This is a genomic window from Nonomuraea sp. B208 (assembly GCF_057536035.1).
On record NZ_BAAJOU010000025.1, the window covers coordinates 306,433 to 331,105 of the forward strand.

Here is a 24,673-nt window from a genome sequence, read left to right on the forward strand (position 1 = left end):
ATCTCAGCGTCTGGTGTCCCCCTGACAGGCGACTGTTCCCTACTCGCCCAGCGACCTCACGAACGGCGTACCGGCTCACTCGGCATCGAGCTGATGGTCCGCCCAGACATAACTTTCGGGAAGCAGGTCGGCGATGGAGACGGTGCGGAGTTTGTCATCTGTGCCGACGATGACCTTGAGGGCTGGGAAGTAGTCGAGCAGGACCTGGCGGCAGCGGCCGCATGGGGGCACGACGCCTCGATCGCGGTCGCCCACGGCAACGAGGGTGTCCAGGTCATAAGCGCCCTGGGCGGCAGCCGTACCAATGAGGACCAGCTCCGCGCAGGGGCCGCCGGTGAAGTGGTAGGCGTTCACCGCCGTGATGATCCGGCCATCCTGGTTGCGAGCGGCGGCCGCCATGGTGTGGTTGTCGCCCCGGCAGCGTGCGGCCGCGACATGCGCCGCAGCCCGAATCAATTCATGATCGACGTGATTGATCTGTGCAGTCATCTTCTCTGCTCTCATGTGGTGTCAGCCGGCGTTCGCTGAGGCGAGCAGCCGGTACGGCACCAACGGGGCGGAAAGCGCCGAAATCACTGCACGTAGATGTCCGTCAAATACTCTGTCCCTGTGTGCACATATGCGGAGGTCACCTACAAGGTCCACTACGTATGCGTTTCCTGCCGCAAGAGTCACAAACTGCCCTGGGATGGCGCAGAGCACCTTTGCACCCGCTGCCGGCGGCCGATGCTCTTCGCCGGCCATGACTTCGCTGCCCCGCGCAAGACCAAGAACCGCAACTGGGCAGCCGTCGCGGCCGTTCTGAGAGCAGGACTCCGCTACGAGGGATTCGAGCCCTGCGGCTGCGGCAGGGAGCCTAAATACCGTCCGCGCACGAGCGCACAGGTACGGGCACGACGCAGAATCGCAGCACGCAAGGGCCTGACCGACGCCGAAGCACTCGCCCTACGCGACCCTGCCGACTCATAGCGCCCTCCTGACCATCCCGAAAGGGCCCCAAGAAGAGGCTCGAACAAGGTGGAGCGCTGTGCGTACGCTGCCGTCGTGGACAGGGAGACGCTCGTCCAACTCCGCGCCACCGCAGGGGAAGCCGGCCATGCATGCCGTCAGGCGCTCGCGGCCGATGCGTACTTCGAAATATGGCCGGAACTGGCCGAGACGCTCCCCCTGACCAGGACTTACCAGCGTCGCGCACGTCTCACCCGTCACCCGCCGAATGGACGTCCTGCCCCTGGGGTTCGACGAGGCGCTCACGCAGCTCAAAGCCTGCGAACTGCAGCATCTCATCCTCGGCATCGTAAGAAGCACCGAGCCTGCCTACCACTTCCAACCCTTCCTGTCTCCCGACGCGTCACGCGTGGTGGCTTGTCTCGGTGTCAGCTGCAACCACCAGTGGCGCGCCGACCTCCAGAACATCCTCAGGAAGTGGCAGTGGGAAGGCTGATCACGCCTGCCGAAGGCGTCCAAGCGCCTTTGACGTTTTCGCGAGGGCACTGATCTACTCCCTGCCGTGACGACTCTGACGAATCTTCAGCCGGCCCCTGTCATCAACGAGACAGCCCGACTGCTGACTGAGCACTACGTTTTCCCTGAGACGGCCGAGCAGCTCGCCGACCTGCTGCGACGACGCCTCGCCGAGGGCGCGTACGACGCCGGCACTGCCGAGGAACTCGCCCGTCTGGTCACCGCGGACCTGCAGTCCGTCAACGGCGACAAGCACCTGAGACTGAAGCACCACGCTGACCCGGTGTCCCCCGAGCAGGGCGCGGCGACTCTGGAATCCATCCGCCGGGACTTCGACACCTCGCTGGGCGGTGCGCCCCGGGTGGAGTTGCTCGACGGAGGAGTCGCCGTGGTGGAGCTGGCGCCGATGCTGTTCCCGCTGGAGTGGGCCGCCGAACCGCTGAGCGCCGCGCTCACCTTGGCCTCCCGCGCCCAAGCGCTGATCGTGGACCTTCGCAACAACCGGGGCGGCGACCCGAACACCGTCGCCTTCGTCTGCAGCTACCTCCTGGACGAGCGCACCCACCTCAACACCATGTACTGGCGTAGCGGCGAACGCAGCGAGCAGTCCTGGAGTCTGCCCCACGTTCCCGGCGCGCGTTTCGGCGGCAGCAAACCGTTGTACGTGTTGTCCAGTGACAGCACCTTCTCCGCCGCCGAGGAACTGGCCTACGACCTCCAGCAGCTCGGCCGCGCCGTCGTCGTAGGCGAGACCACCCGTGGCGGCGCGCACCCGTGCAAGGGCTGGACCGTGCACCCCCACCTGGAGGTCACCGTCCCCACGGGCCGCGCCATCAACCCCGTCTCCGGCACGAACTGGGAGGGCACCGGTGTGCAGCCGGACATCCCTTGCGCTGCCGTGGAATCCCTCGACCAGGCACACGCACTGGCACTCGCCCGACTGGCAGGCTGACGCAGACTCCGGGCCTGGTACCGGACCGCGTCCGAGCGAACCATGGGCCTTCGGCGTTCTACGGCTCCGCCCACGCTGACCGCTCAGCCCCGGCCACCCGTACCGAGGAGATTTGCGCTGAGGGCGCGCGGAAGATGATCGTCATCGACACCGGCCGCTCGTGTCCTCGGAGAGCGTCCCGGGCAAAGCTGCAAGATCATCGCGACGCCCGCCGGACGTAAGGATTCCGTGAGAAACATCGGCCTGGGCCGTGCCTACGCTGATCACGACATCGCCCCGTGCGTGCCCTCGAAGGGAATCCTCAACATGCGTCGATCCCTCCGCCGTGCCATGGCCATGGCCATCGCCCTGATCACGACCGCGTCGTTAGCCCCGCTCGCCTCGCCGCCGGCCGCCGCGGCGAGTCCGAAGCGCCTCCGCATCGTCCACCTCGGCACCCTCGGCGGCACGTGGAGCATCGCCCGAGGGATCAACAACCGCGGCCACGTCGTCGGCGACAGCCCGCTGGAGTCAGGGGTCAGCCACGCGTTCCTGTGGAAGAACGGCACGATGACCGACCTCGGCACGCTCGGTGGCGAGACCAGCTTCGCCTCGGGAATCGATGACGACGGCCGCGTCGTCGGCTGCAGCGAGCTGCCCTCGGGCCAGTGGACTCCCTTCCTCTGGCACAACGGCAAGATGACAGACCTCGGCGCGCACGGCGCCCCCGGCTTCTGCGCCGCAGCGGTCGCCAACGGGCACGTCGTCGTCACTTACGCGCCCACTCCGGGGTTCGCCGAATATCGCGCCTTCCTGCTGTCCGGTGACGTACGAACCGCCATCGACCGCCGCCCTGGCCTGACCGCCAACGCCGTCAACGACCACGGCCAGGTGGTAGGCGCCGACAACTACACCGTCAACGACGAGGGCTTGCCGCTGTCGACCTACCAGGCGTACCTGTGGCACAACGGCACCGGCCGCGAGCTCGGCACGCTCGGCGGGATGAGCGCGCCCAACTCGATCAACAACTTCGGCCAGGTGGTCGGCAACTCCGACACGGCCGACGGCCGCCGTCGCGGCTTCTTCTGGAACGGCTCCTCCATGACGGCCCTTCCCCTGCCCGCCGACGCCTCCGACTACGCCGGTGCCGACGCCATCAACGACCACGGCCAGATCGTCGGCGGCTACATCAAGGCTGGCGACTGGTACAGCTTCGCCGCCCTGTGGGACTCCCCCACCACCCAGCCCCGCCTCCTGCCGCTGCCCACGGACGCGCGGGTCACCAGCACCCAAGCCTTCGACATCAACAACTCAGGCTGGATCGCCGGCTCCATCACCTACTACTGGAGCACCGGCCGCGGCACCCAGGCCGTCATCTGGCGCTGACCAAGTGGGCTGCTTTCGTACGGCGGCGCGGCTCGCGGTCGGACCGTTCGCTTGGTACGGCGAGGCTGGCGTGGGGTGCCCGCCCCGGCGTCCCGCCGCCGTCCGGGACCGGCCCCCAGCCCGCATCCCTCGGACGGCGAGCGGACGGCGAGCGGGCGGATGGCCGGCGGCGCGGCGGCGACCCTCTGGCTGGGGCTACGCCAAGTGCATGGACGCCCAACAGGAGATCGCCGACAAGCGGATCGAAGAGGCACTGGCGTCGTGACACGCAGCCAACCCACAGGGCTCCGAGCGCCGGCCAGGGCTCGCTGACAAGCCCGCCGGTTGCTGTACTTCTCATTCGTACCGTGCGCCCCTTCCTCGGGTGGCCCGGAGCACGGGCCGATCCGAGGTCGGGTGTTCAGCGCCTGGTCTCGTACCTGGTCAGGAGTACGCCGCCGGGGAACGTCCGGGTCTCCACCAGGGTCAGGTTCACCCAGTTGTCCAGGGCCGTGAAGAACGGCTTGCCCCCGCCCAGCAAGACCGGTGCGGTGACCAGCACGTACTCGTCGATCAGCCCGGCCCGTGCGGCCGCTGCGGCAAGTGTGGCGCCGCACATGTCCATGGGGGCACCGTCCTCGGCCTTGAGCCGGCTGATCTCGGTGACCGCGTCGCCGGTGACCAGGCGAGTGTTCCAGTCGACCTTGACGGTCTTCGAGGAGAACACCATCTTCGGCATGTCCCGCCAGCGGCGGGCGTACTCTTTCTGCGCCGGTGTGGCGCCAGGCTGCTGGTCGGCGGTCGGCCAGTGGGAGCTCATCGTCTCCCACAACCTGCGCCCGTACAGCGCGAGGTCCGTCGCGCCCACCCGGTCGGACCACCACTGGAACAGCTCGTCACTCGGTACGCTCCAGCCGAGATCGTCGCCGGGTGCAGCGACGTAGCCGTCCAGGCTCAGGTTCATGCCGAAGGTCAGTTTCCGCATGGCGTCAGCCTCCTGTAAGTCGGTACTAGGCGTAAAGACCAGCACGGCGCGGAAAAATCATCGGTCGGGCCAGGCCGATCTATGCCGAAGTATCGGAGCAGATGGGACAGAGCGCGCGAAGGAGCGTACATTCCGTAGATGTTCCGGATCCTGCTGAGTAGTCGAAGAGGATCCGTCACAGAACACCACGCCCTTGGTCACTTGAGGCTGGGGGCGCTTAGCTGAACACTCGCTCCGAAACCCCGCTTTCTTACTGAGCGTTACATTTCCTCCGGTAACCCGGACCCGAGCTGCGGGCCGAGCAGCTTGGTCACCGGTCCGCGGGTCTTGAACTCGTCCACCAGTTCCCGCGGCGTCCGGCTTCACCGTAGAGTGCACGTGCCGTAGCTGGGCTTGGCCGGCACGTCGTTGCAGGTGAAGGAGTTCCGCGCCCCGGATACCCGAGGCGAGTCTTCGACGGATACCGCCCAGTCCTTTGATGTGCCGCCGCAGCCCACGTGCAGGGTGTACGTCTCGGGAGTCGGCAGTGTGTAGTGGTAGCTGGATGTGAGGTTGTCATTTAGGCGGATGAACGCGAAACCCGATCCCCGTGTGGCCTCCACCCATACGCCGACCACGAGATTGCCCGAGGTGCAGGAAACCTCGCCTCCGATGACTGTCTGATTAGACGGCGCGCCGGCTGTCACTGTGGTCGTGGTGGTCGCCACTGAGGATGCGGAAGCCCTCTCACGCCCAGAGGCGGAGCCGAGCACGATAGCAGTGACGGAGAGGGAAGCGACGGCAATGGCTACGGCCACGGTCGCGATGATGACGGCAGGACGCGTGGACCCCCGCCGTGCAGAGAGAAGGTCGGGGGGTGAGCCGGCCGGGCCAGGAGGGGAAACTCGCCGGGCGCGGTCCCGCACAACGATCCGGTCGTCCTTGTGTCGGCCGGAGGATGGCTCTGCAGGAACGGAAGGATCAGCAGGCAGGTCCGCCAGGGGAAGGTACTGGGTGGTGATCAACCAGGTGAGGTCTGGGGGGAGCCATCCGTCGGCATCGCCGGTAGAAACGGCCAGTTGGCTGAGGATAGCGCTGGGGCTGGGCCGCTGGCTCGGGTCTTTCGCCAGGCACGCGGTGACCAGGGGGGCCAGAGCGGAGGGGAGGTCCGTCAGGTTGGGTGCATGATGGACGACGCGGTAGGTGATCGCATCGCTGGCGCCCGTGCCGAAGGGGCTGACGCCCGTGGCGGCGTAAGCGAGGACCGCACCCAAGGAGAATACGTCGCTGGCCGGGCCGATCTCGCGGCCTTCGACCTGTTCGGGGGACATGAAGGCCGGCGTGCCCATCACCGTGGTGGTCTGTGTGGCGTCAAGGGCGCGGGCGATGCCGAAGTCGATGACGCGGGGTCCGTCGGAAGTCAGGATGACGTTACTGGGCTTGAGGTCGCGATGGATGATGCCGCGTTTGTGGATTGCGGTAAGTCCCTCAGCCAGCCCAGCCCCCAGCACCCTCACCGTACGTTCCGGTAGATACCTGTGCTGCTCAATGGCCTCGGATAGCGATGGCCCCGGAACATAAGCGGTGACCAACCAAGGCGGATTCGCATCCGGATCGGCGTCGACGACCTGAGCGGTGTAGAAGCCGCCGACGTCACGGGCTAGTTCGACCTCGCGCGCGAACCGGCGGCGAAACTTTGGATCGTCGGCCAGTTCCGAGCGCAACAGTTTGACCGCGACCAGCCGGCCGGCACGAGAACGCCCCAGAAAAACCTGGCCCATCCCGCCGGCACCCAGACGCCTCAGCAGACGATACTTCCCGACCTCGCGCGGATCACCGGTCTCCAGAGGCCCCATCAGCACATGCTCCTATCGGCTCAACACCGTGCCTGTTCCACACTGCCAAGACCTCAGAGGGTGTTAGGGATGAGAATCCCCCAATCGTCCCGATTCGCGTGTCGCGAGGCGAGGGCAGTTCTTATGATCCCGTAGCGGCAGGGGGGAGTGTCAAGGAGTTGCCTCGAAAGGCCGCCCTGACCACCGCCGGTTACACCCATGGTGCTTCGGCTCGCACGGGCACTATGGATGAAATTCCCAGCATTGTTTCCATAATATCCAGGACCCCACGGGGGACTAGCGGAAAGATACAACGCATATGGATCTCTCGAATGGCTACGCGAGAACAACGCTGACCAAGATAGGTCGGGACATGATTTCACCGCTCAGCAGAAGCAGACGAAGCCACAACGCAAGGGCGGCGCGAAATACGGGCCAGCACGGATGGGCTCGTCCCGCCATGAACGACATAGTCAATCCGAGGAGGCGCATAAGGTTAGCGATCCGGAGCGTACGACAGAAACAAGCTCGCTACGTGCAAATCATTTGACCAATAATTACACAATCCGCGGAGGGCCGCTCCGCAGCATTAACTATGCCAACGCTGCTGGCGCGGCCGGGAGTGTCAACTTAACGGCTGATCTCGGTTGTGCAGAGGACTACATGTTGCCTTGGGCCCATCGCAGTTCGTTCACAACGTCCTGCAGATGAGAGACGATATCGGGAAGGCTCTGTAGGAGGGAGGCCGCCTTCGCGAGTGCCGCCACGGTGTCATCATCAGGCAGGTCGTCTACTACTGCGTACAGTTGGTTGACGAGATCGGCCGAGTTGTGGAGCTTCGTCGCCGCATCAACGAGGCCAGGTAGCACGTCGGGAAGATGCTGAAGAGCGAGACTCGCCTGCGCGAGCATGGGGGCATAGTCCCCCAGGCTCACGAGGCGGTCAGAGGAACTGCTCAGCATGGTGATGAGGTCTGGATCAAGACCGACCGCGTTCAGCCGCGCTTCGGCCAGTTCGTCGATAAGGGCGCGCAGAAGCGATGCTGCTTCCGCATCGAATGCGGCAAATTCGTCCATCGCTCGCTTCATTCGGTCAGCGAGCATCTTGTTGGCCTCAATGAAGATGTCGTGGAGCCGCTCCTCCGTAAGCCTCCCCAGACCTTCCAGGACCAGCAGGCCCGAGCCCTCCCGTCGGCGCTTCCATTCCTGCAGCACCTGCGGCGGGTAGAGGTCTCGTCTACGCCCGTCGATCCTCCGGTGGTGTGGGCGGCAGAGCAAGATGATGTTGGGGAAGTCATCTAGCTCTTCGGAGGTCAGGTCTTCATGCTCCCGGGGCCCACCGGGATTGGCCGCGTAGATGTGAGCCTTCTCTACGTTGAGTTCCGGAATGCCATCGATCATCTTCACGATTGGTTGATCGCATGGAGGGTCAGGCCAGTAGCACGTGCCCTGTGCCAGCGCGTAGAGGGCGGCGAGAGTGCTGTCGGAGTAACTGCGTTGCCGTCCCAAGGTGCTTGAGTCCTTTCCTGAGGGCTCTGTGATGCTCCTTCTGACAGTAGACGCGGGCATTGCTGCAGCCAGTGTCACCGCAGACACATCCCAGACGCTGCGGTCCACCAGTCATGATCGTTAGGGAACGCATAGGGAATGATCAACCGTAGAGCGCCGGTGTCACCCGTGGACAGCCGGACACAACGCGAAAGGCCCGTCACCGCGTTTCCGCTGGTGACGGGCCTCTTCCCGCTGATGTGGCAGGTGCAAGGTTCGAACTTGCGTAGGCTGAGCCGACGGTTTTACAGACCGCTCCCTTTGGCCACTCGGGCAACCTGCCTTGTCTTCCGCTCTCGCGGCGACACACAGAAGAATAGCGGACTTCGGAGGTGCACGTGACACCGGTTTGTCCTGGGGCGGGTTCTCGCGGCGGGATCCTCGGACGGGGCGCTGGGGCGGGGGCGGTGGACTGCATGGGGCGGCGATGCTGGCTAGGCTCGTTCGCTGGGTCCGTGTGTACGGGCGTGTCCGGGCTCGGGTGCATCATGCGCGTCGGTGTGCCGGGCACAAGGGTACGTCCGGGTGGTCGGATCCTTAGAGGACTTCGCAGCTGAGAGGGTGGGTGTTGTGGCTGATTCGTCGTTCGACATCGTCAGCAAGATCGACCGGCAGGAGGTCGACAACGCGCTGAACCAGACGGTCAAGGAGATCGGGCACCGGTTCGACTTCAAGGGCACCGGGGCGAGCATCAGTTGGTCCGGGCAGAACAACATCGAGATCAAGGCGAACAGCGAGGAGCGGGCCAACGCGGCGCTGGACGTCTTCAAGGAGAAGGTGGTCAAGCGGGGGCTCTCGCTGAAGATCATCGATGCCGGGGAGCCGAAGCTGTCCGGCAAGGAGTACCGGATGATGATCGCGCTCAAGGAGGGCATCGATCAGGAGAACGCGAAGAAGATCTCCAAGCTGATCCGGGATGAGGGACCCAAGGGGATCAAGGCCCAGATTCAGGGTGAGGAGCTGCGGGTCAGTTCGAAGAAGAAGGATGATCTGCAGGATGTGATCACCCTGCTCAAGGGCAAGGATCTGGACATCGCGCTGCAGTTCGTGAACTACCGGTAGTGCGGGGTGCGGCTGGTGCCGACCGCGGGATGTCGCCGGCGCTGAACGGCGCGGTGAGGGTGGCCGGTTGGGCGGGATGGCGTGCGGTCGTGGGGGTCGTGGGTCATGGAGTCCAGCGGTCATGATCCTCCGGCAGTCGATCCTCCGGCAGGCCCCGGCCGGCACTCTGCAACCGGTGGTTCTCGGCCGGCGGTTGCGGTGTCCAGAGGGTCGGAGTAGGCATGCGGGCGGATGGGCGGTTACGTACCCTCCGCCCCGGCCCACGCCCGCGCCCGCGCCCGCGCCGAGGTCCGCGGTCCCCCACGCCCCGCCCCGTGTCGCCGTAAGCTCCTGAATGTGACGAAGATCCCCCTGCGCCGCTTCACGGCACGTGCCCTCCCCTTCGACGAGCAGGACCGGGTGCTCCTGCTGTACGGGTTCGACCCGGAGCGCCCCGACCAACCGTTCTGGTTCACGGTCGGCGGGGCCATGGAGGACGGCGAGACGGCGGCCGAGGCGGCGGCGCGGGAGTTGTTCGAGGAGGTCGGGATGCGGGCGGACGCCGGCGACCTCCGCGGCCCGTACGGGACCATCACCATCACCTTCGACTGGGGCGGGTACACCATCACCCAGGACCAGACCTTCTACGCGTTCCGGGTGGCCGAGGCGGCGTCCGCAGTGTCGTTCGAGCACATGGAGCAGGTCGAGAAGGACACCACGACCGCCTACCGGTGGTGGAGCGTGGCGGAGCTGGAGAGCACCGGGGAGAAGTACTTCCCGGAGGACCTGGCGGACATCGTACGAAAGATCATTGCGGCCGGAGAACTCGGGTAGCGCCGGCGATCAGCGCGGTGGCGAGGATCCAGCCGGCGACGATCAGCGTGTACGCCAGCCACTGCGTCCACCCCATCGGGTCGAACGCCTCGCGCTGCCCGAAGGCGGGCAGCGGCAGGAGCAGGTCGAAGGCGTACGCGAACGCGTTGAAGTGCGGGCTCTCGTCGGGCTTGAGTGGCCTGGGCGGCTGTACGGCGAAGACGGCCGTGCCGATCGCCAGCAGGAGCGTGAACCACATGCCGGCCAGCCAGGGCCGGTAGCCGTAGCCGACGGCGGCGTCGAGCAGCCGGCCCCAGATCCGGCCGCCGGGGCCTTGGGTGCGGCGGCGGGCGCGGAGCTTGGCGAGCTGGGCGCGGCGGGCGAGCGCGTCGTTGCCGTCCTTGAGGTACCAGGCGGCGAGCTGCTCGTACGGCTGCGGCCGGAAGCCCTCGGGGTCCCTGGTGACCCATTCGATCCTGCGCGCGACGCCGGAGCCGCGCAGGCGTTCGTAGGTGAGGCCGTTGAGGCGGAGCTTGGCGGGCCAGGTGTCGGGGTCGTCGTGCAGGGTGCCGATCTTGCTGTGCGCGAGGGTGACGACGCCGTCCACGGGCGCGGCGGGCATGAGGGACGCCTCGCGGATCTCCAGGTGGCTCATGTGGAGGGCGTAGCGGGTGTCGGGGCTGGTCACGGTGCCGCGCAGGGCGAAGCGGCCGTTGATGCGGGCGCCGCGGAGGCGTACGCAGCCTTCTGCCCGGAATCCGTCGGTCAGGAGCATGACGTCCTCGACCACGACGTTGTCGGCGGTCAGGGCGTCCTTGCCCGGGTTGCGGAGGGTCGAGCCCTCCATGAAGCAGCCGCCGTTGAGGCGGGCGCCCACCAGGCTGACGCCGCCCGTGAAGTCGGAGTTGCGGAAGAACAGGCCGGAGTCGACGACGGCGGCGTTCGCGTAGAAGGCCCATTCGCCGTCGTCGCTGACGACCCTGGTGCCGGAGGCCCACAGGCCGCTCTCGAAGACGCCCCTGGTCACGCGTACGGTGCCGGTGATGTTCGAGCCGGACAGGCTGAGGTGGCCAGCGACGTGCAGGCCGCTGCCGCCCAGGCCGGGGAAGGTGCAGTCGGTCAGCCGGATGGTGCGGGTGGTGCTGCCCATGAGCTGGAGCGGCTGGTCCAGGTGACAGCCGCTCAGGACCAGTTCGTACGGGATCGTCCCGCCGAGCAGCGCGAGCTGGCCGGTGATGCGGGCCCCGCGCAGCCGGACCGCGGGGACCGCGCCGGCGCCCACCTCCCGGGCGCCGAGCAGCAGGGACGCGATGACCTTGGCCCGGATCGTCCGCTCGGGACCCCAGGTGCCGCCGTCCTTGGGCGCGTTGCCGCCGGGGGCCGTGCCGGACCTGCTCGGCGTCACCGGGCCGAGGTCGACGATCTCACCGGTCGGGAACGCGTTCCACAGACGGCGTTCGGCCCCGGTTAATCGCGGCGGACGTCCCGTCATCGCCGGTATCCGGCCATGCGCTCCAACCGCGCGACCCGCTCCGACGTGGGCGGATGCGTGGAGAACAGGCGACCGATGCCGGAGCCGGCGAACGGGTTGGCGATCATCAAGTGGGAGGCGGAGGTCAGGCGGCTGTTCTCGGGGAGCGGCAGGCGGCGGGCGCCCAGCTCGATCTTGCGGAGGGCCGAGGCGAGGGCGAGCGGGTCGCCGGTGAGGCGGGCGCCCGATTCGTCCGCCTGGAACTCGCGGGTACGGCTGATCGCCATCTGCACCATTCCGGCCGCGACCGGGCCGAGCACCATCATGAGCAGCGCGCCGAGGAAGCCGGGGCCCTCGTCGTCGTCGGAGCCGCCGAAGAAGACCGCGATATAGCTGAGCCAAGTGATCATGGTGGCCAGCGCGCCGGCCACGGACGAGAGCAGGATGTCGCGGTTGTACACGTGCGACAGCTCGTGCCCGATCACGCCGCGCAGCTCGGACTCGTCGAGGAGCTGCGTCAGCCCGTACGTGACGCAGACCGCCGCCTGCCGCGGGCTGCGGCCGGTCGCGAACGCGTTGGGCTGCACCGTCGGCGAGATGTACAGCCGCGGCATCGGCTGCCGGGCCTGCGTGCTCAGCTCGCGGACGATCCGATAAAGGGTGGGGTGCTCGACCTCGCTGACGGGCCTGGCCCGCATGGCCGACAGCGCGATCCGGTCGGAGAAGAAGTAGGCGACGCCGTTGCCCACGAGGGCGAGAACGAACGCGATCTGGACACCGACGCCACCACCCAACCACGCGCCCACCAGCAGGATCAGCGCAGACATGCCGCCCAGCAGGACGGCTGTGCGCAGACCGTTGTGGTGCAAGGCTCCCCCTTCGTGCTCTGGGTTCACCCCCTCCAACGAAGACGACCCGGCTCTTCGTTCCCCGGCGTGCTCAGCCGAGGGCGGAGCGCGATCCCGCGCGCGTCACAACCCGGCGAGGTCGAGGACGAGCTGCGGGGCGAGCGAGAACACGATCGCGACCCCCACCGCCAGGCCCGCCGCGGGCCAGAGCGCGGGAGCGGCGGCGGGGGTGATGGGGCGCGCGGCCGGGGTGAACAGGCGCGCGGCCCACACCGCGTAGTAGTAGAGCCCGATCACCGTGTTGACCGCCATGACCAGCGCCAGCCAGCCCAACCCGCCCTCGACGATCGCCCGGAACACGAACACCTTGGCGAACAGCCCCGCGAGGCCCGGCGGCAGCCCCGCCAGGCAGACCAGGCAGAACGCGAGCGCGAGGCCCGCCGCCGGGCTGCGGAAGGCGAGGCCGCGGTAGTCGTCGAGCTCGTTGCGTACGGCGGTCCTGGCGACCAGCAGGACGACGGCGAACGCGCCGAGGTTCATGGCCGCGTAGATGACGAGGTAGGCGACGGACGCGCCGACGGACTCGCGCCCCCCGACGGCCCCGGTGACGGCGAGCGGGGCCAGGACGTAACCGGACTGGGCGACGGAGGACCAGGCCAGCAGGCGTACGGCGGAGCGCTGGCGCAGGGCCAGCAGGTTGCCCGCCGTCATGGTCAGCGCCGAGAGGATCGCCACGACGGGACCCCAGGTGCCGGCCTGCCCGGGGAGCGCCGTGGCGAGGACCAGGATGAGCCCGGCGAACCCGGACGCCTTCGACACGACCGACAGCAACGCGGCCACCGGGACCGGCGCGCCCTGGTAGACGTCGGCCGCCCAGGCGTGGAACGGCACCGCCGCGATCTTGAAGCCGAACCCGGCGACGACGAGCACGACCCCGACCGTGACGACCGGCGTGCCGGCCACGGCCTGGGTCTGCGCGGCCAGGCCGGACAGGTGGACGGTGCCCGTCATCCCGTACAGAAGGGACACGCCGAACAGCATGACCGCCGTGGACACCACGGACACCACGAACAGCTTCACGGCGGCCTCGGAGGCACGCCCGTCGTAGCGTTTCAGCGCGGTGAGGGCGAAGACCGGCAGCGAGACGAGTTCGAGGGCGACCACGAGCATGACCAGGTCGCGGGAGGCGGGCAGGGTCACCGCGCCCACGAGGGTGCACAGCAGGAGGAAGTGCCATTCCCCGGCCGGGATGCCGCCGCCGGCCAGCTCGGTCATCGACATCAGCACGATCACCACGGCGGAGACCAGCACGAGGCCTGCGAGGACCAGTGTGAAGCCGTCCACGACGTACGCGCACGGCGCCGGGCCGCCCGTCCCGGCCAGGGCGGGCGGGACGCAGAACGTGCCGAGGGTCCGGCCCGCCGTCGCCTGCGCGACGACGAAGCCCAGGGACACCAGCACACCGGCCAGCGTGACCAGGCCCAGCGCGGCCCGTGTGCGGGGGCGGTGCGGCAGGAACGCGTCCAGCAGGAGCACCAGGGCGGCCGTCACGGCGAGCGCGAGCGGCGGCGCGATCGCGAAGTAGTCGATCTGCTGGCTCATGGCAGGGCTCCCAGCAGGGTGTGGACGGCCGGGGTGGTGAGGGAGAGCAGGAGCCCAGGCCAGAGTCCGAACAGCAGGATCAGGGCCACGAGCGGGGTCCAGGCGAGCAGCTCGTACGGCCGGACGTCGCGCTGCTCGGCGAAGAGCGGCGGCGGCCGGCCGTGGGTGACGCGGGAGAGCATGACCAGGAAGTACGCGGCCGTCAGCACCGCGCCCAGCCCGCCGATCACCATGTACGTCAGGAACAGCCCGCGCGGCAGCCCGTCCGCCGGCTGGAACGCGCCGAGCAGCGCCAGCATCTCCCCCCAGAACCCGGCGAGGCCCGGCAGCCCGAGCGAGGCGATCGCGGCGAACGTCAGCACCGAGCCCAGGCGCGGCAGCGTGGCCAGCAGGCCGCCGCCGAGCACCGTCATGTCGGCCGTGTGGTAGCGGTCCTTGATCGCGCCGGCCAGGAAGAACAGCAGGCCGGTGATCAGGCCGTGGGCGACGTTCGCGAAGAGTGCGCCGTTGATGCCGGTCGGCGTGAGGGTGGCGAAGCCCAGCAGGACGAAGCCCATGTGACCGACCGAGGAGTAGGCGATCATGCGTTTGAGGTCGCGCTGGGCCAGGCAGGCGAGCGCGCCGTACACGATGCCGACCACGGCGAACGCACCCAGCCACGGCGCGACGGCCAGCGCGCCCTCGGGCAGGACGGGGATGGCGATCCTGGCGAAGCCGTACGTGCCCATCTTGAGCAGCACGCCGGCCAGCAGCACCGAGCCCGTCGTGGGCGCCTCGGTGTGCGCGTCGGGCAGCCAGGTGTGCAGCGGCCACATGGGGGTCTTGACGGCCAGGCCGATGCCGATCGCCACGAACGCGATGATCTGCACCGATCTGGCCATCCCGCTGCCGTGGGCCGCGGCCAGCGCCTCGATGTCGAGCGTGCCGGTCTGCGCCCAGACCAGCAGCAGGCCGAGCAGCATCACGACCGAGCCGAGCAGGGTGTAGAGGATGAACTTGATCGACGCGGCCCGCCGGCCCTCGCCGCCCCAGATGCCGATCAGGAAGTACATCGGGACGAGCACGATCTCGAAGAAGACGAAGAAGAGCAGCAGGTCGAGGGCGAGGAAGGTGCCGATCATGCCGACTTCGAGCACCAGCAGCGTGAACACCAGCGCACGCGGCCGGGCGCGCTGGAACTCGCCGGCGCGGGCGCGCCCCCAGGACAGGTAGCCGAAGCACAGGAACGTCAGCAGCGCCGTCAGCGCGACCAGCGGCAGCGAGACCCCGTCGATCCCCAGGTGAAGGCGGAGACCGAGACCGGGGATCCACGGCACGTCCAGCTCGAACTGCGGGCTCGCCGGCCGCCCGTAGTCGAACGCCGCCACCAGCAGCGCGGCCAGCGCCAGCGTCACCCCCGACAGGACCAGCCCGTACGCGCGCAGCACCGGCCGCAGGACGTGCGGGAGCACGACGAGGCCGAGCGCCCCGAGCAGCGGCACGGCCAGCAGCGCGACCGGCAGCCAGCCCATCTCGGTCACGTGAACACCACCGCCCCCACCGCGATCAGCAGGACACCCGCGAGCAGGCCGCTCACGTAGAGCTGGACGTTGCCGTGCTGGGCCAGGCGCAGCACGCCCGCGAGGCCGCGCGCGGTCCGGCCGGAGCCGCGCACCGCGCCGTCCACGACCGTGTCGTCCGTCCGCACCACCAGCCTGGCGAGGGCCAGGACCGGGCGGACGAACAGCGCGGCGTAGCCCCGGTCGACGTAGAACGCCTGCTCGCAGGGCGTACGGAGCGGGCCGAGCAGGCGGGCCGGGTCGGCGAGCGGGTCCATGCGCCAGAACGCGTAGACCACGCCCGCGCCGAGCAGCGCGAGCAGCACGCCGACCGCCGCCACGCCGACGTCCACGTGCAGCCCGCCGGCCAGGCCCAGCAGGAGCGCGGGCGCGGCGAGGATGACGACGGGGACGAGCATCGTCCTCGGGGCCTCGGTGACGTCCACGACGTGGGCCGTGCCGGGCGGCGGCTCGGGCAGCGGCACCGGCACCGCCCTGGCCTGGCCGAAGAACGTGCGCAGCCAGGCCCTGGTCGCGTACGCGCCGGTGACGGCGACCGTGGCGAGCGCACAGGCGTACAGCAGCAGGGCCGCGGCGTCGGTGAGCCTGCCGGTGGCCACGGCGTCGTCCATGGCGGCGAGGACCGCGTCCTTGCTGAAGAAGCCGCCGGCCGGCGGGATGCCCATGAGGGCGGCCAGGCCGATCGTCATCGTGGCGAACGTGATCGGCAGCTCGCGGCGCAGGCCGCCCATCCGGGTCATGAGGTTGGAGCCGACGTGGTGGATCACCACGCCCGCGCAGAGGAACAGCAGCGCCTTGAACGCGCCGTGCGTCAGGAGGTGGAAGATCGCCGCCGTGTCGGAGCCCGCCGCGAGACCGCCCGCCATGTATGCGAGCTGGCTGATCGTGGAGTAGGCGAGAACACGTTTCAGGTCGTCCTGGGCGAGGGCGGCGAGGGCCGCGCCCAGCATGCCGAGGGCGGCGAGCACCGCCAGCACGTCCATCGTCGGCGGCGCGGCGAGGAAGGCGGGGAAGAGCCTCGCCACGATGAAGATGCCGGCGGCGACCATGGTGGCGGCGTGGATGAGGGCGCTGATAGGCGTCGGGCCAGCCATCGCGTCGGGGAGCCAGGTGTGCAGCGGGACCTGGGCGCTCTTGCCGGCCACGCCCGCCAGCAGGAGCAGCATGGCGGTCACGAGCGTCGCCTGGGACATCTCCGGCACCTTCGCCAGGATGTCGGCGACGCGGAAACTGCCCGCGGCCGCGCCCAGCGCGAAGATGCCGAACAGGAAGCCGACGTCGCCGAGCCGGGTCACGAGGAACGCCTTCACCGCGGCCCGCGAGTTGCCCCTGTCCTCCCACCAGTGGCCGATGAGGAGGTAGGAGCAGAGGCCCATGATCTCCCAGCCGACGTACAGGACCAGGAGGTCGCCGGCGTAGACCACCAGGAGCATCGCGCTGGTGAACAGGCTGATGAACGCGCTGTAGGAGGGGTAGCGGGGGTCGTCGGCGAGGTAGCCGACCGAGTAGACCTGGACGGCCAGGGCCACGAGGGTGACCAGGACGCCGAGGAGTGCGGACAGGTTGTCGGCCTGGAGGGTCAGCGAGATCGGGGGGCCGCCGGTGGTGATCGTGCCGTAGGCGTGACCGGTCGGCGCGCCCACACCCGAGTCGGTCAGGAACGCGAACCCTCGGTCCCAGGCGAGCCAGGCCGCCAGGACGGCGGAGACGGCGGTGGGGATGATCGCGATCCAGGCGGCCCGCGCGTTGGCCCGCCTGTCGGCCGCCCTCGCGCCGGCCTCCTGAGCGGCCTCCTCGGGGTCCGGCCATTCGTCGGAGGCCCAGGTGCCGGGTGAGTGCGGGTCGGGGTCTTCGTCCGCGAACCGCTCGTCGGCGGGCCCGCCCGCGGACGGCTCAGCGTCGGACCCGCCCGCAGCTGGCCCGTCGGCGGATTCGCCCACGGACCGGCCGTCGGCGGATTCGCTCGCGGACCTCGTGGACGACCCGGACGGCTCGGACGGCGCGGCTTGGGCGGGCCGCGCGGGCGGACGGCGATGCGGCCAGCGGCTGAGCAGCAGGCCCGCGAAGGCGGCGACGAAGGGCAGCAGGACGGCCGCCAGCGGGAACGTCGTCACAGCGTGCCCCTCTCTCGCCTGATCGCCTGCCCGCCCCCGCTGCCCCCTTCAACCTGGCCTGCTCCTCCCGCCGCTCCCTGAGAAGCGCTGACGTCTACCGGCTGCGGCGCCTCCCGGGCTGTGCCGGTGCGGTCGCCCGCCTCTGGATCTTCTTGCTCCTGGCCGGCGACGGTCGCGGGCTCGGCCAGGGCGCGGAGGTGGTCGAGATCGACCGTACGGCGGTTGCGGTAGAGCGCGAGCACGATGGCCAGGCCCAGCCCGACCTCGGCCGCCGCGATGACGATGACGAAGAGGGTGAGAACCTGACCGCTGTGCAGGCGATCCGCCAGCCAGACGTCGAACGCGACCAGATTGAGGTTGACGGCGTTGAGCATCAGCTCGACCGACATGAGCACGAGGATCGTGTTGCGGCGGGCCAGCACGCCGTAGACACCGATCGAGAACAACAGCGCGGAGACGACCGCCGGATAGACGATGTGCACTATTGGCCCCCGCTCGTCTGGTCGGATGGGCGGTCAGGTGGTGCGGGGTTTCCTCTGGCAGGCGGATCGGCCCCGCCGGTGACCGGGCCTGCCGGAGGCGCCGGGCCCGCCGGTGGCGATCCGCCCGGAATGTCCGTACGGGACAGGACGATCGCGCCGATCAGCGCGGCGAGCAGGAGGACGGACAGCGCCTCGAACGGGAGCACCCACGTGGCGAAGATGCTCGCACCCAGCTCCTTCGCCGCGCCCTCGCCGGGATCGAGCGGGGTGTACGCCGTACGGAAGCCGTCGATGACGACCGTGACCAGGATGCCCGCGGTGGCGAGCGCGACCACGGCGGCGACGACGCGGTTGCCGCTGTCGAGGTCGGCGGAGCGGCCGATCGGGGCGCGCGTGAGCATGATGCCGAACAGCAGCAGCACCACGATCGCGCCCACGTAGATCAGCACCTGCACCCAGGCCACGAACTCGGCCGTCAACACGAGATAGCAGCCCGCCAGGGCGCCGAAGCAGACCACGAGCCAGAGGGCGGCATGGACCAGTTGCCTGGTCGTGACAACGAGCAGCGCCGATCCGACCGCTACCGCGCCCAGCAGCAAGAAGACGATTTCTTGCCCTGTGGGCGACAGGTAGGAGGGCACCGCCTCGGTCACGACTCCTCCTCGGGCTCCTTCGGCTCGTCAGGGCCGAGCCTGCCGGGTGGTCGGATGGACCGAGGGTCGGCCATCCGGCGCCGGCGAGGGCTCGGAGCAGCAGTCTGCTCCTGCGGATCGGGCTTCGATCGCGTCTGGCCCGAACCTGTGGACAACTCTTCATCGGTCGGGCCGCCTGTGGATGACGGCTCGCCGGAGGGCTGGGACGCCCCCTGGGGCTCCTCGTCGCCGGCTGCGGGCGCGGGGGTGTCGCCTGCGGGGCGGGCTGGGAGGGCGCCGGGCGGGCGGATGCCGCGCACGTTGGACATGGCGCGGCGAGGGCGTCGGGGCCTTTCCGAGGCGCCTGCCTCCGACTCCTGGCCTTGGCGGCCGGGCTCGGTGCCCGAAGCCGGAGCGGCTGTGGATGGCTGGGCAGCGGCGGGCGGCTGCGGGCCTCCCACGCCTGCGGTGCCCGTGCCCGTGCCGCCGGTGCCCGCGTCCGCAGCGGCCGCACCAGCACCGGTCGTGCCCGTGCTGCCGGTGCTCGCGTCCCGGGGCTGGGGCGGGGCCGCGTCAGTACGGGGGCCGCCGGAGGAAGCTTCGGGAGTGGCGGCCGGCGGCGTTGCGGGACCGGTAGCGGGCGTGCCGGTGGGCGCGGGTGCCTGTGCCGTCTTCGCGTCGCGCGTTCCGCGTGCGGGGCGGTCGGCAGGGGTGCCCGGGGTGGTCCGGCCGGCGGGGCGGCGGGGGGCGGCCGTGAGTTCCTTCGGGGGTTCGGCGCCCGGGTCGTGGGGTGGCGGTGGCGGGACGGTCTGCGTCCAGCCGCTCAGCCGGTCCTTCTCGTGCAGGAGGTTGCGGATGTCGCCCTCGGCGTACTCGAACTCCGGGGACCAGAAGAGCGCGTCGAAGGGACAGACCTCGATGCAGATGCCGCAGTACATGCACAGCGCGAAGTCGATGGCGAACCGGTCGAGGACGTTGCGCTGGCGCGGGCGGCCGCCTTCCGGCGCCGGGACGGTCTCTTTGTGGGAGTCGATGTAGATGCACCAGTCCGGGCATTCCCGGGCGCACAGCATGCAAGAGGTGCAGTTCTCCTCAACCAGGGCGATAACGCCTCGGCTGCGGGGCGGCAGGGCGGGCTTGACCTCGGGGTATTGCTGCGTGACGGATTTGCGCAGCATGTGGCGAAGGGTGATGGACAGTCCCTTCACCAGTCCCACTCCCGGTATTCGCCCCATGTTCAACATCATGGCGCAAGTGGGCGCGCACGTGAATGAGCGGGGGTGTTGTCCCCAGGTTTTCCACAGCCATCCACAGAATGAGGGGTGGTTATCCACAAGCTGAGCGCATGCCCGGTATGAACCACGACGGGGCGATAGTCTTCCCGCCATGCAGCACAGCGAAGCAGTCCGTCCGAGCGGAGGGGCGTGGGCGGCCGCCGTCGTGTGGGCCTGCCTGCCTCTCCTCACGTGCGGGCTGGCGACCCCGTTCACCATCGGGTTCGCCGCGTACTGGCTGCGAAGTGCCCTCCAGGCCGTCGCCGCCTCGGTTTACCTCGTCTGCATCGGCTCCTTCGTGATCGGCGCGCTCTCGTACGACAACATCGACGACATCCCGCAGCCGCTCGACTTCCTGGTGTCGGTGGGGCTGGTCGCGGCGTGGTTCGGCGGCGTCGTCCATGCGGCGGTGCTGGTGCCGAGGATGGTCCGGGCGCGGCTGCGTCCGCCGATGTATCCGCCCCTGCACCAGCGTCCGACGCAGGTGTCTCCCATGGGCGGTCAGCGGCCCATGCCGGTCATGGGGGATCAGCGGCACGTTCCGGTCATGGGCGGCCAGCGCCCGACGCCGCCGCCCATGAACGTTCAGCAGCGCAGCACCGAGCCCAGCCACCAGCGCCGGCCCGGCGAGCCCGAGTGGATCGGGCACTACCGGGTCCTCAGGTCGCTCGGGCGCGGCGGGCAGGGATCGGTCTACCTCGCGGCGGCGCCCAACGGGACTCGGGTCGCCGTCAAGGTGCTGCACGACCTTGTGGACGAGACTGCGCGGGCCAGGTTCGCGCGTGAGGTGGAGGCGGCGCGGCGGGTGGCGACGTTCTCCACAGCCCGGGTCCTGGACGTCGACATCAGCGGACGATTCCCGTACATCGTGAGCGAGTTCGTGGACGGGCCGTCGCTGGAGCAACTGGTCAAGAAGCACGGGCCACGGGACGAGGACGGGCTGACGCGGCTGGCGTTATCCACAGCCGGTGCGCTGGCGGCCATCCACAAGGCGGGCGTCGTCCACAGGGACTTCAAGCCGAGCAACGTGCTCATCGGGCCGGACGGGCCACGGGTGATCGACTTCGGGATCGCGCGCGGACTCGACCAGGTGACGCTGACGGCCGGGAAGATGGTGGGCACTCCGCCCTACATGTCACCGGAGCAGCTCACGGGCGAGGCTGTGGGGCCGGCCTCGGACGTCTTCAGCTGGGCGGTGACGATGATGTTCGCGGCCACGGGGCGGCCGGCGTTCGGGGAGGACACGGTGCCGGCGGTGTTCAACCGGGTGCTCACGGTCCACCCGGATCTGTCGCCGCTGCCGCCGGGGTTGCGGGGGATCGTGGGGTCGTGCCTCAACAAGCGGCCGGACGAACGGCCGTCGGCCTCGGATGTGATGCTGGCCATCATCCACTGAGGCGACCGGGGGCCGGCCCAAGCTGGGGGCAGAGGTGACGGGGCCCGGGGCGGGCCGGCGTGACGGGCCAGAGCGAGCCGGCGTGACGGGCCAGAGCGAGCCGGCGTCAGGGCGTGGCGGACTTGGTGGATTTGGCGAGGGTCGTGTACTCGTCGTGCGTCAACCCGTGCACCGCCAGCGTCAGGTCGTTGCGCTTGGCGAAGCGGTCGAGGTCGGCCGCCGGCCACGGGCCGGGCAGGTGGTGGAGGGCCTTGCCGAGGCTGTCCAGGATGAACAGACCGGTCAGGTCCTCGTGGCGGTAGAGGAGCAGGCCGGCGGCCAGGCCGGGCGCGCGGCCCCGGCGCATGGTGGCGAGGGTCTGCACGCCGCCGACGACCTCCAGGGTGCTGGGCTGCCGGCCCACCAGGTACGGCCCCGACGGCGGGCCGACGATCGAGCCCTGCCCCACCCGCCAGCGGTGCAGCCGCCCGGTGATGGGACGCATCACCAGGAGGAGCGGGCTGAAGAAGGCGAGGAACAGCCACTTCACCTCCAGCAGGTCGACGAGGATCCGGCCCAGGGTGGCCACGCCGCGCCAGGCGAACCACATCCCGTTGACGGCCAGGATCGTCATCACGGCCAGGCCGGCCACGCCCGCGCCGGCGACCGCGATCTTGTGCACCTTCGTGAAGCGGCGGCGGCGGGGCAGGCCGGATAAGCGCCGCCAGCCGGGGGCGCGGGCGGCGAGGTTCGCGCCGATCCGGGCGGGGGTCTGGTAGCGGGTCTCCGACACCGGGATCCCGGCCTGCGCGGCGAGGTCCTTCACGCTGGGCATGTGCCAGCCGCCGGGCAGGTCGAGCAGGACGAGGCCGTCGGCGTCGAGGGCGGCGACGCCGTACAGATCCTCGGAGCCGGGGCGCTCGTGGCGGTAGAGGTAGAGGGAGGCGGGCTTGACCTGCGCCGTCTCGCCGGACATGCGGTCGGTGACCGTCAGGATGCCCGCGTCGGCGGTCATCGCGAGTTGGGGACGCTTGCTTCTGGCCGTCGCGCCCGTCGCCGGGACGAGTTCGCGCACCCCGCCGCCACCCCCTGAGCCGTCGCGTCCTGAGCCACTCACCCCGCCGCCACCCGCTGAGCCGTCGGGTTCACGCATCCCGCCGCCGCCTCCTGACCCTTCGCGTTCGTGCAAGCGCCACCGACCCCGTGTGCCGGGCGGCTCCACCGCCCCGTCCCCGCTCGTTCGTGTCCTCCTACAGGATGGCTCTTTCCGGCGGCTTCGCGGCGGTGTTTCAGAGCAGGACCTTCACCACTCCGGTCAGGGCGAGCTGTCCCAGTGCCAGCGGCACCAGCACCACCCACGCGAGCTTCTGCAACTGGTCCTCGCGCAGCCGCGGATACGTCACCCGCAGCCAGATCACCACGAACGCCAGCGCGAACACCTTCAGCAGCGTCCACAGCCACCCCGGCAGGAACGGCCCGTGCCAGCCGCCCAGGAACAGCACGGCGGTCAGGAAGGACAGCACGACGATCCCGGCGTACTCGGCGAGCATGAACAGTGCGAAGCGCATGCCGGTGTACTCGGTCATCGGCCCCATGATGATCTCGGACTCGGCGATCGGCATGTCGAACGGCGGCCGCCGCAGCTCGGCCAGCCCGGCCACGAAGAACACCACGCCCCCGACCGCCTGCCACGGCAGCCACCACCACTGCCACGCCTCGACGATGCCGGGGATCGACAGCGTGCCGGCGGCCATCGCGACCGAGGAGGCGGCGAGAACCAGCGGCAGCTCGTACGACATGAGCTGGGCCGCCGCGCGCATGCCGCCGAGCACGGAGTACTTGTTCGCCGACGCCCAGCCCGCCATGATCGCGCCCAGCACGCCCACGCCCATGACCGCCAGCACGAAGAACAGCCCGAGGTCGAGGTCCACGGCCACGAAGTCGCGGTCGAAGGGGATGACGACGAGCACGACCAGGTACGGCACCAGCGCCACCCCGGGCGCGATCATGAAGATGCGGCGGTCGGCCGCGGCCGGGATGACGTCCTCCTTCTGGGCGAACTTCACCCCGTCGGCGATGAGCTGCGCCCAGCCGTGGAAGCCGCCCGCGTACATGGGGCCGAGGCGCGACTGCATGTGGGCCATGACCTTGTGCTCGGTCTGCCCGACGATGAGCGGCAGCACCAGGAACACGACGATGATGACGGCGAAGCTCAGCACCACGTGCAGCATCGGGCGGCTCCCAGCGGGGGTCAGGTGGGCGGCGTGCCCCAATCGGCGGGCACGCCCGGCGGCAGGGTCTTGCGGCGGCTCGGCGCGCCGTGCCCGGACTCCCCCGGCTCCTTCGCGCCGGGCCACGCCTTGGCGACGCGGGCGGCGAGGACGAAGTCCTTGCGCAGCGGATGGCCCTCGAAACCGTCCGGCAGGAGCAGCGGCACGAGGTTGGGGTGGCCCTCGAAGACGACGCCGAACATCTCGTACGTCTCCCGCTCGTGCCAGTCGGCCCCCCGGTAGACGCCGACGGCGCTCGGCAGGCGCGGCTCGGCGCGCGAGACGCGGGTGCGCAGCAGCAGGCGCTCGCGGCCGGCCGGGTTGTAGACGTGGGCGACGATCACGAAGGCGTCGGGCGGCTCGTCGACGCCGGTCAGCCAGTCGAAGAAGACGTGGCCGAGGTCGTCGCGGGCGAAGGTGAGCAGCTCGATCCAGTCGGCGGGCGCCACGTCGACGGTGGTCTCGCCGTAGGACTCGGTGATGGCCGCCCGGTCGCCGAAGTGGCGGGCGAGCAGGTCGGTCACGCCTCCTCCCCGTGCGACCTGGACCACACGTAGCGGTCGCTCAGCCGTTCGCCGGCGATCTTCTCCTGCAGCTTCATGATGCCGTGGAGCAGGGCCTCGGGGCGGGGCGGGCAGCCGGGGACGTAGACGTCGACGGGGATGATCTGGTCGACGCCGTTCGTCACGCAGTAGGAGTCCCAGTAGGGCCCGCCGGAGTTGGAGCAGGCGCCGAACGAGATGACGTACTTGGGGTCGGGCATCTGCTCGTAGAGGCGCTTGACGGCGGGCGCCATCTTGTCGGTGACCGTGCCCGAGACGATCATGAGGTCGGCCTGGCGCGGCCCGTTGGCGAACGGGATGACCCCGAACCTGATGAAGTCGTGCCGGCTCATGGAGGTGGCGATGAACTCGATGGCGCAGCAGGCCAGCCCGAAGTTGAACACCCACAGGGAGTAGCGGCGGCCCCAGTTGAGCACGAAGCGCATCGGCTTGGGCGCCAGCCGCGAGACCGGGCCCACGGTGGGCATCGGGAGATCCGTCGCTGCCATGTCATCCATTCTCCCGCTTATCGGGCGTGCCGCAA

General features: G+C 69.5%; 22 protein-coding genes and 1 tRNA gene. 6 read left to right on the forward strand and 17 right to left on the reverse strand.

The window, feature by feature from the left end; genetic code table 11:
- Window positions 1–75: 75 nt before the first annotated feature.
- Window positions 76–489 carry a cytidine deaminase family protein gene (locus AC27IY_RS29580; protein ID WP_487179905.1) on the reverse strand — a complete coding sequence of 138 codons (414 nt, stop codon included), beginning with the start codon at window positions 487–489 and terminating at the stop codon, window positions 76–78.
- A gap of 727 nt (window positions 490–1,216) precedes the next feature.
- Here AC27IY_RS29580 and AC27IY_RS29585 point away from each other — a divergent pair.
- From AC27IY_RS29585 to AC27IY_RS29595, 3 genes are all read left to right on the forward strand, one after another.
- Entirely contained in the window at window positions 1,217–1,444 is a 228-nt protein-coding gene (locus tag AC27IY_RS29585) for a hypothetical protein (protein ID WP_487179906.1), read from the forward strand.
- Window positions 1,445–1,510: 66 nt separating this feature from the next.
- Window positions 1,511–2,416, forward strand: a complete 906-nt coding sequence (locus tag AC27IY_RS29590; protein ID WP_487179907.1) for a S41 family peptidase — start codon at window positions 1,511–1,513, stop codon at window positions 2,414–2,416.
- Window positions 2,417–2,722: 306 nt separating this feature from the next.
- Window positions 2,723–3,781, forward strand: a complete 1,059-nt coding sequence (locus tag AC27IY_RS29595) for a hypothetical protein (protein WP_487179908.1) — start codon at window positions 2,723–2,725, stop codon at window positions 3,779–3,781.
- Between the two features lie 400 nt (window positions 3,782–4,181).
- Here the strand turns inward: AC27IY_RS29595 and AC27IY_RS29600 are convergent, their stop codons facing one another.
- From AC27IY_RS29600 to AC27IY_RS29615, 4 genes are all read right to left on the reverse strand, one after another.
- The gene (locus AC27IY_RS29600) at window positions 4,182–4,745 is read right to left on the reverse strand and encodes a dihydrofolate reductase family protein (protein WP_487179909.1); all 564 of its coding nucleotides are present in this window, start codon (window positions 4,743–4,745) and stop codon (window positions 4,182–4,184) included.
- A gap of 362 nt (window positions 4,746–5,107) precedes the next feature.
- Complete coding sequence (locus AC27IY_RS29605; protein ID WP_487179910.1) at window positions 5,108–6,580, reverse strand: serine/threonine-protein kinase; 1,473 nt, start codon at window positions 6,578–6,580, stop codon at window positions 5,108–5,110.
- A gap of 638 nt (window positions 6,581–7,218) precedes the next feature.
- A complete protein-coding gene (locus tag AC27IY_RS29610; protein ID WP_487179911.1) occupies window positions 7,219–7,965 on the reverse strand; it encodes a hypothetical protein in 747 nt (248 codons plus the stop codon).
- A 342-nt stretch (window positions 7,966–8,307) separates the two neighbouring features.
- Window positions 8,308–8,389: transfer RNA gene (locus tag AC27IY_RS29615), tRNA-Tyr, on the reverse strand.
- Between the two features lie 278 nt (window positions 8,390–8,667).
- Between AC27IY_RS29615 and AC27IY_RS29620 the strand changes: the two genes are divergently transcribed.
- Together AC27IY_RS29620 and AC27IY_RS29625 are read left to right on the forward strand one after the other, a co-directional pair.
- Entirely contained in the window at window positions 8,668–9,168 is a 501-nt protein-coding gene (locus tag AC27IY_RS29620; RefSeq protein WP_364459812.1) for a YajQ family cyclic di-GMP-binding protein, read from the forward strand.
- Window positions 9,169–9,504: 336 nt separating this feature from the next.
- The gene (locus tag AC27IY_RS29625; protein WP_487179912.1) at window positions 9,505–9,981 is read left to right on the forward strand and encodes an NUDIX hydrolase; all 477 of its coding nucleotides are present in this window, start codon (window positions 9,505–9,507) and stop codon (window positions 9,979–9,981) included.
- On the opposite strand, the gene AC27IY_RS29630 is transcribed toward AC27IY_RS29625, so the two are convergent.
- From AC27IY_RS29630 to AC27IY_RS29665, 8 genes are all read right to left on the reverse strand, one after another.
- Window positions 9,956–11,452 carry a hypothetical protein gene (locus AC27IY_RS29630; RefSeq protein WP_487179913.1) on the reverse strand — a complete coding sequence of 499 codons (1,497 nt, stop codon included), beginning with the start codon at window positions 11,450–11,452 and terminating at the stop codon, window positions 9,956–9,958. The genes AC27IY_RS29625 and AC27IY_RS29630 overlap by 26 nt on opposite strands.
- Complete coding sequence (gene htpX, locus AC27IY_RS29635; protein WP_344208165.1) at window positions 11,449–12,300, reverse strand: zinc metalloprotease HtpX; 852 nt, start codon at window positions 12,298–12,300, stop codon at window positions 11,449–11,451. The genes AC27IY_RS29630 and htpX overlap by 4 nt, the downstream gene beginning before the upstream one ends.
- Window positions 12,301–12,402: 102 nt before the next feature.
- Complete coding sequence (locus tag AC27IY_RS29640) at window positions 12,403–13,881, reverse strand: NADH-quinone oxidoreductase subunit N (protein ID WP_487179914.1); 1,479 nt, start codon at window positions 13,879–13,881, stop codon at window positions 12,403–12,405.
- Entirely contained in the window at window positions 13,878–15,392 is a 1,515-nt protein-coding gene (locus AC27IY_RS29645) for a complex I subunit 4 family protein (RefSeq protein WP_487180065.1), read from the reverse strand. Before AC27IY_RS29645 ends, AC27IY_RS29640 begins: the two co-directional genes overlap by 4 nt.
- A gap of 5 nt (window positions 15,393–15,397) precedes the next feature.
- A complete protein-coding gene (locus AC27IY_RS29650; RefSeq protein ID WP_487179915.1) occupies window positions 15,398–17,554 on the reverse strand; it encodes an NADH-quinone oxidoreductase subunit 5 family protein in 2,157 nt (718 codons plus the stop codon).
- Window positions 17,551–18,036, reverse strand: coding sequence for an NADH-quinone oxidoreductase subunit NuoK (gene nuoK / locus AC27IY_RS29655; RefSeq protein WP_487179916.1), 486 nt, complete (start codon window positions 18,034–18,036; stop codon window positions 17,551–17,553). The genes AC27IY_RS29650 and nuoK overlap by 4 nt, the downstream gene beginning before the upstream one ends.
- Entirely contained in the window at window positions 18,036–18,689 is a 654-nt protein-coding gene (locus tag AC27IY_RS29660) for an NADH-quinone oxidoreductase subunit J family protein (RefSeq protein WP_487179917.1), read from the reverse strand. The genes nuoK and AC27IY_RS29660 overlap by 1 nt, the downstream gene beginning before the upstream one ends.
- Window positions 18,686–19,903, reverse strand: coding sequence for a NuoI/complex I 23 kDa subunit family protein (locus AC27IY_RS29665; protein ID WP_487179918.1), 1,218 nt, complete (start codon window positions 19,901–19,903; stop codon window positions 18,686–18,688). The genes AC27IY_RS29660 and AC27IY_RS29665 overlap by 4 nt, the downstream gene beginning before the upstream one ends.
- A 151-nt stretch (window positions 19,904–20,054) precedes the next feature.
- Here AC27IY_RS29665 and AC27IY_RS29670 point away from each other — a divergent pair, with 151 nt between their 5' ends.
- The gene (locus AC27IY_RS29670) at window positions 20,055–21,338 is read left to right on the forward strand and encodes a serine/threonine-protein kinase (RefSeq protein WP_449946902.1); all 1,284 of its coding nucleotides are present in this window, start codon (window positions 20,055–20,057) and stop codon (window positions 21,336–21,338) included.
- A gap of 106 nt (window positions 21,339–21,444) precedes the next feature.
- On the opposite strand, the gene AC27IY_RS29675 is transcribed toward AC27IY_RS29670, so the two are convergent.
- The 4 genes from AC27IY_RS29675 to AC27IY_RS29690 all read right to left on the reverse strand — a co-directional run bounded on the left by AC27IY_RS29675 (window position 21,445) and on the right by AC27IY_RS29690 (window position 24,638).
- On the reverse strand, window positions 21,445–22,470 hold the full coding sequence (locus AC27IY_RS29675) for a hypothetical protein (RefSeq protein ID WP_487179919.1): 1,026 nt from the start codon (window positions 22,468–22,470) through the stop codon (window positions 21,445–21,447).
- Window positions 22,471–22,606: 136 nt separating this feature from the next.
- Window positions 22,607–23,548 carry an NADH-quinone oxidoreductase subunit NuoH gene (gene nuoH, locus AC27IY_RS29680; protein WP_329586622.1) on the reverse strand — a complete coding sequence of 314 codons (942 nt, stop codon included), beginning with the start codon at window positions 23,546–23,548 and terminating at the stop codon, window positions 22,607–22,609.
- Window positions 23,549–23,568: 20 nt separating this feature from the next.
- Window positions 23,569–24,111 carry an NADH-quinone oxidoreductase subunit C gene (locus AC27IY_RS29685; RefSeq protein WP_423451257.1) on the reverse strand — a complete coding sequence of 181 codons (543 nt, stop codon included), beginning with the start codon at window positions 24,109–24,111 and terminating at the stop codon, window positions 23,569–23,571.
- The gene (locus AC27IY_RS29690) at window positions 24,108–24,638 is read right to left on the reverse strand and encodes an NADH-quinone oxidoreductase subunit B (RefSeq protein ID WP_091079859.1); all 531 of its coding nucleotides are present in this window, start codon (window positions 24,636–24,638) and stop codon (window positions 24,108–24,110) included. Before AC27IY_RS29690 ends, AC27IY_RS29685 begins: the two co-directional genes overlap by 4 nt.
- Between the last annotated feature and the right edge of the window lie 35 nt (window positions 24,639–24,673).

Bases quoted from the DNA above. Each gene is read 5' to 3' on its own strand.
- AC27IY_RS29580 (WP_487179905.1), bottom strand. From the start codon at position 489: ATGACTGCACAGATCAATCACGTCGATCATGAATTGATTCGGGCTGCG.
- AC27IY_RS29585 (WP_487179906.1), top strand. From the start codon at position 1,217: ATGGACGTCCTGCCCCTGGGGTTCGACGAGGCGCTCACGCAGCTCAAA.
- AC27IY_RS29595 (WP_487179908.1), top strand. From the start codon at position 2,723: ATGCGTCGATCCCTCCGCCGTGCCATGGCCATGGCCATCGCCCTGATC.
- AC27IY_RS29600 (WP_487179909.1), bottom strand. From the start codon at position 4,745: ATGCGGAAACTGACCTTCGGCATGAACCTGAGCCTGGACGGCTACGTC.
- AC27IY_RS29605 (WP_487179910.1), bottom strand. From the start codon at position 6,580: ATGGGGCCTCTGGAGACCGGTGATCCGCGCGAGGTCGGGAAGTATCGT.
- AC27IY_RS29630 (WP_487179913.1), bottom strand. From the start codon at position 11,452: ATGACGGGACGTCCGCCGCGATTAACCGGGGCCGAACGCCGTCTGTGG.
- AC27IY_RS29640 (WP_487179914.1), bottom strand. From the start codon at position 13,881: ATGAGCCAGCAGATCGACTACTTCGCGATCGCGCCGCCGCTCGCGCTC.
- AC27IY_RS29645 (WP_487180065.1), bottom strand. From the start codon at position 15,392: ATGGGCTGGCTGCCGGTCGCGCTGCTGGCCGTGCCGCTGCTCGGGGCG.
- AC27IY_RS29665 (WP_487179918.1), bottom strand. From the start codon at position 19,903: ATGGGGCGAATACCGGGAGTGGGACTGGTGAAGGGACTGTCCATCACC.
- AC27IY_RS29670 (WP_449946902.1), top strand. From the start codon at position 20,055: ATGCAGCACAGCGAAGCAGTCCGTCCGAGCGGAGGGGCGTGGGCGGCC.
- AC27IY_RS29675 (WP_487179919.1), bottom strand. From the start codon at position 22,470: ATGCGTGAACCCGACGGCTCAGCGGGTGGCGGCGGGGTGAGTGGCTCA.
- nuoH (WP_329586622.1), bottom strand. From the start codon at position 23,548: ATGCTGCACGTGGTGCTGAGCTTCGCCGTCATCATCGTCGTGTTCCTG.
- AC27IY_RS29690 (WP_091079859.1), bottom strand. From the start codon at position 24,638: ATGGCAGCGACGGATCTCCCGATGCCCACCGTGGGCCCGGTCTCGCGG.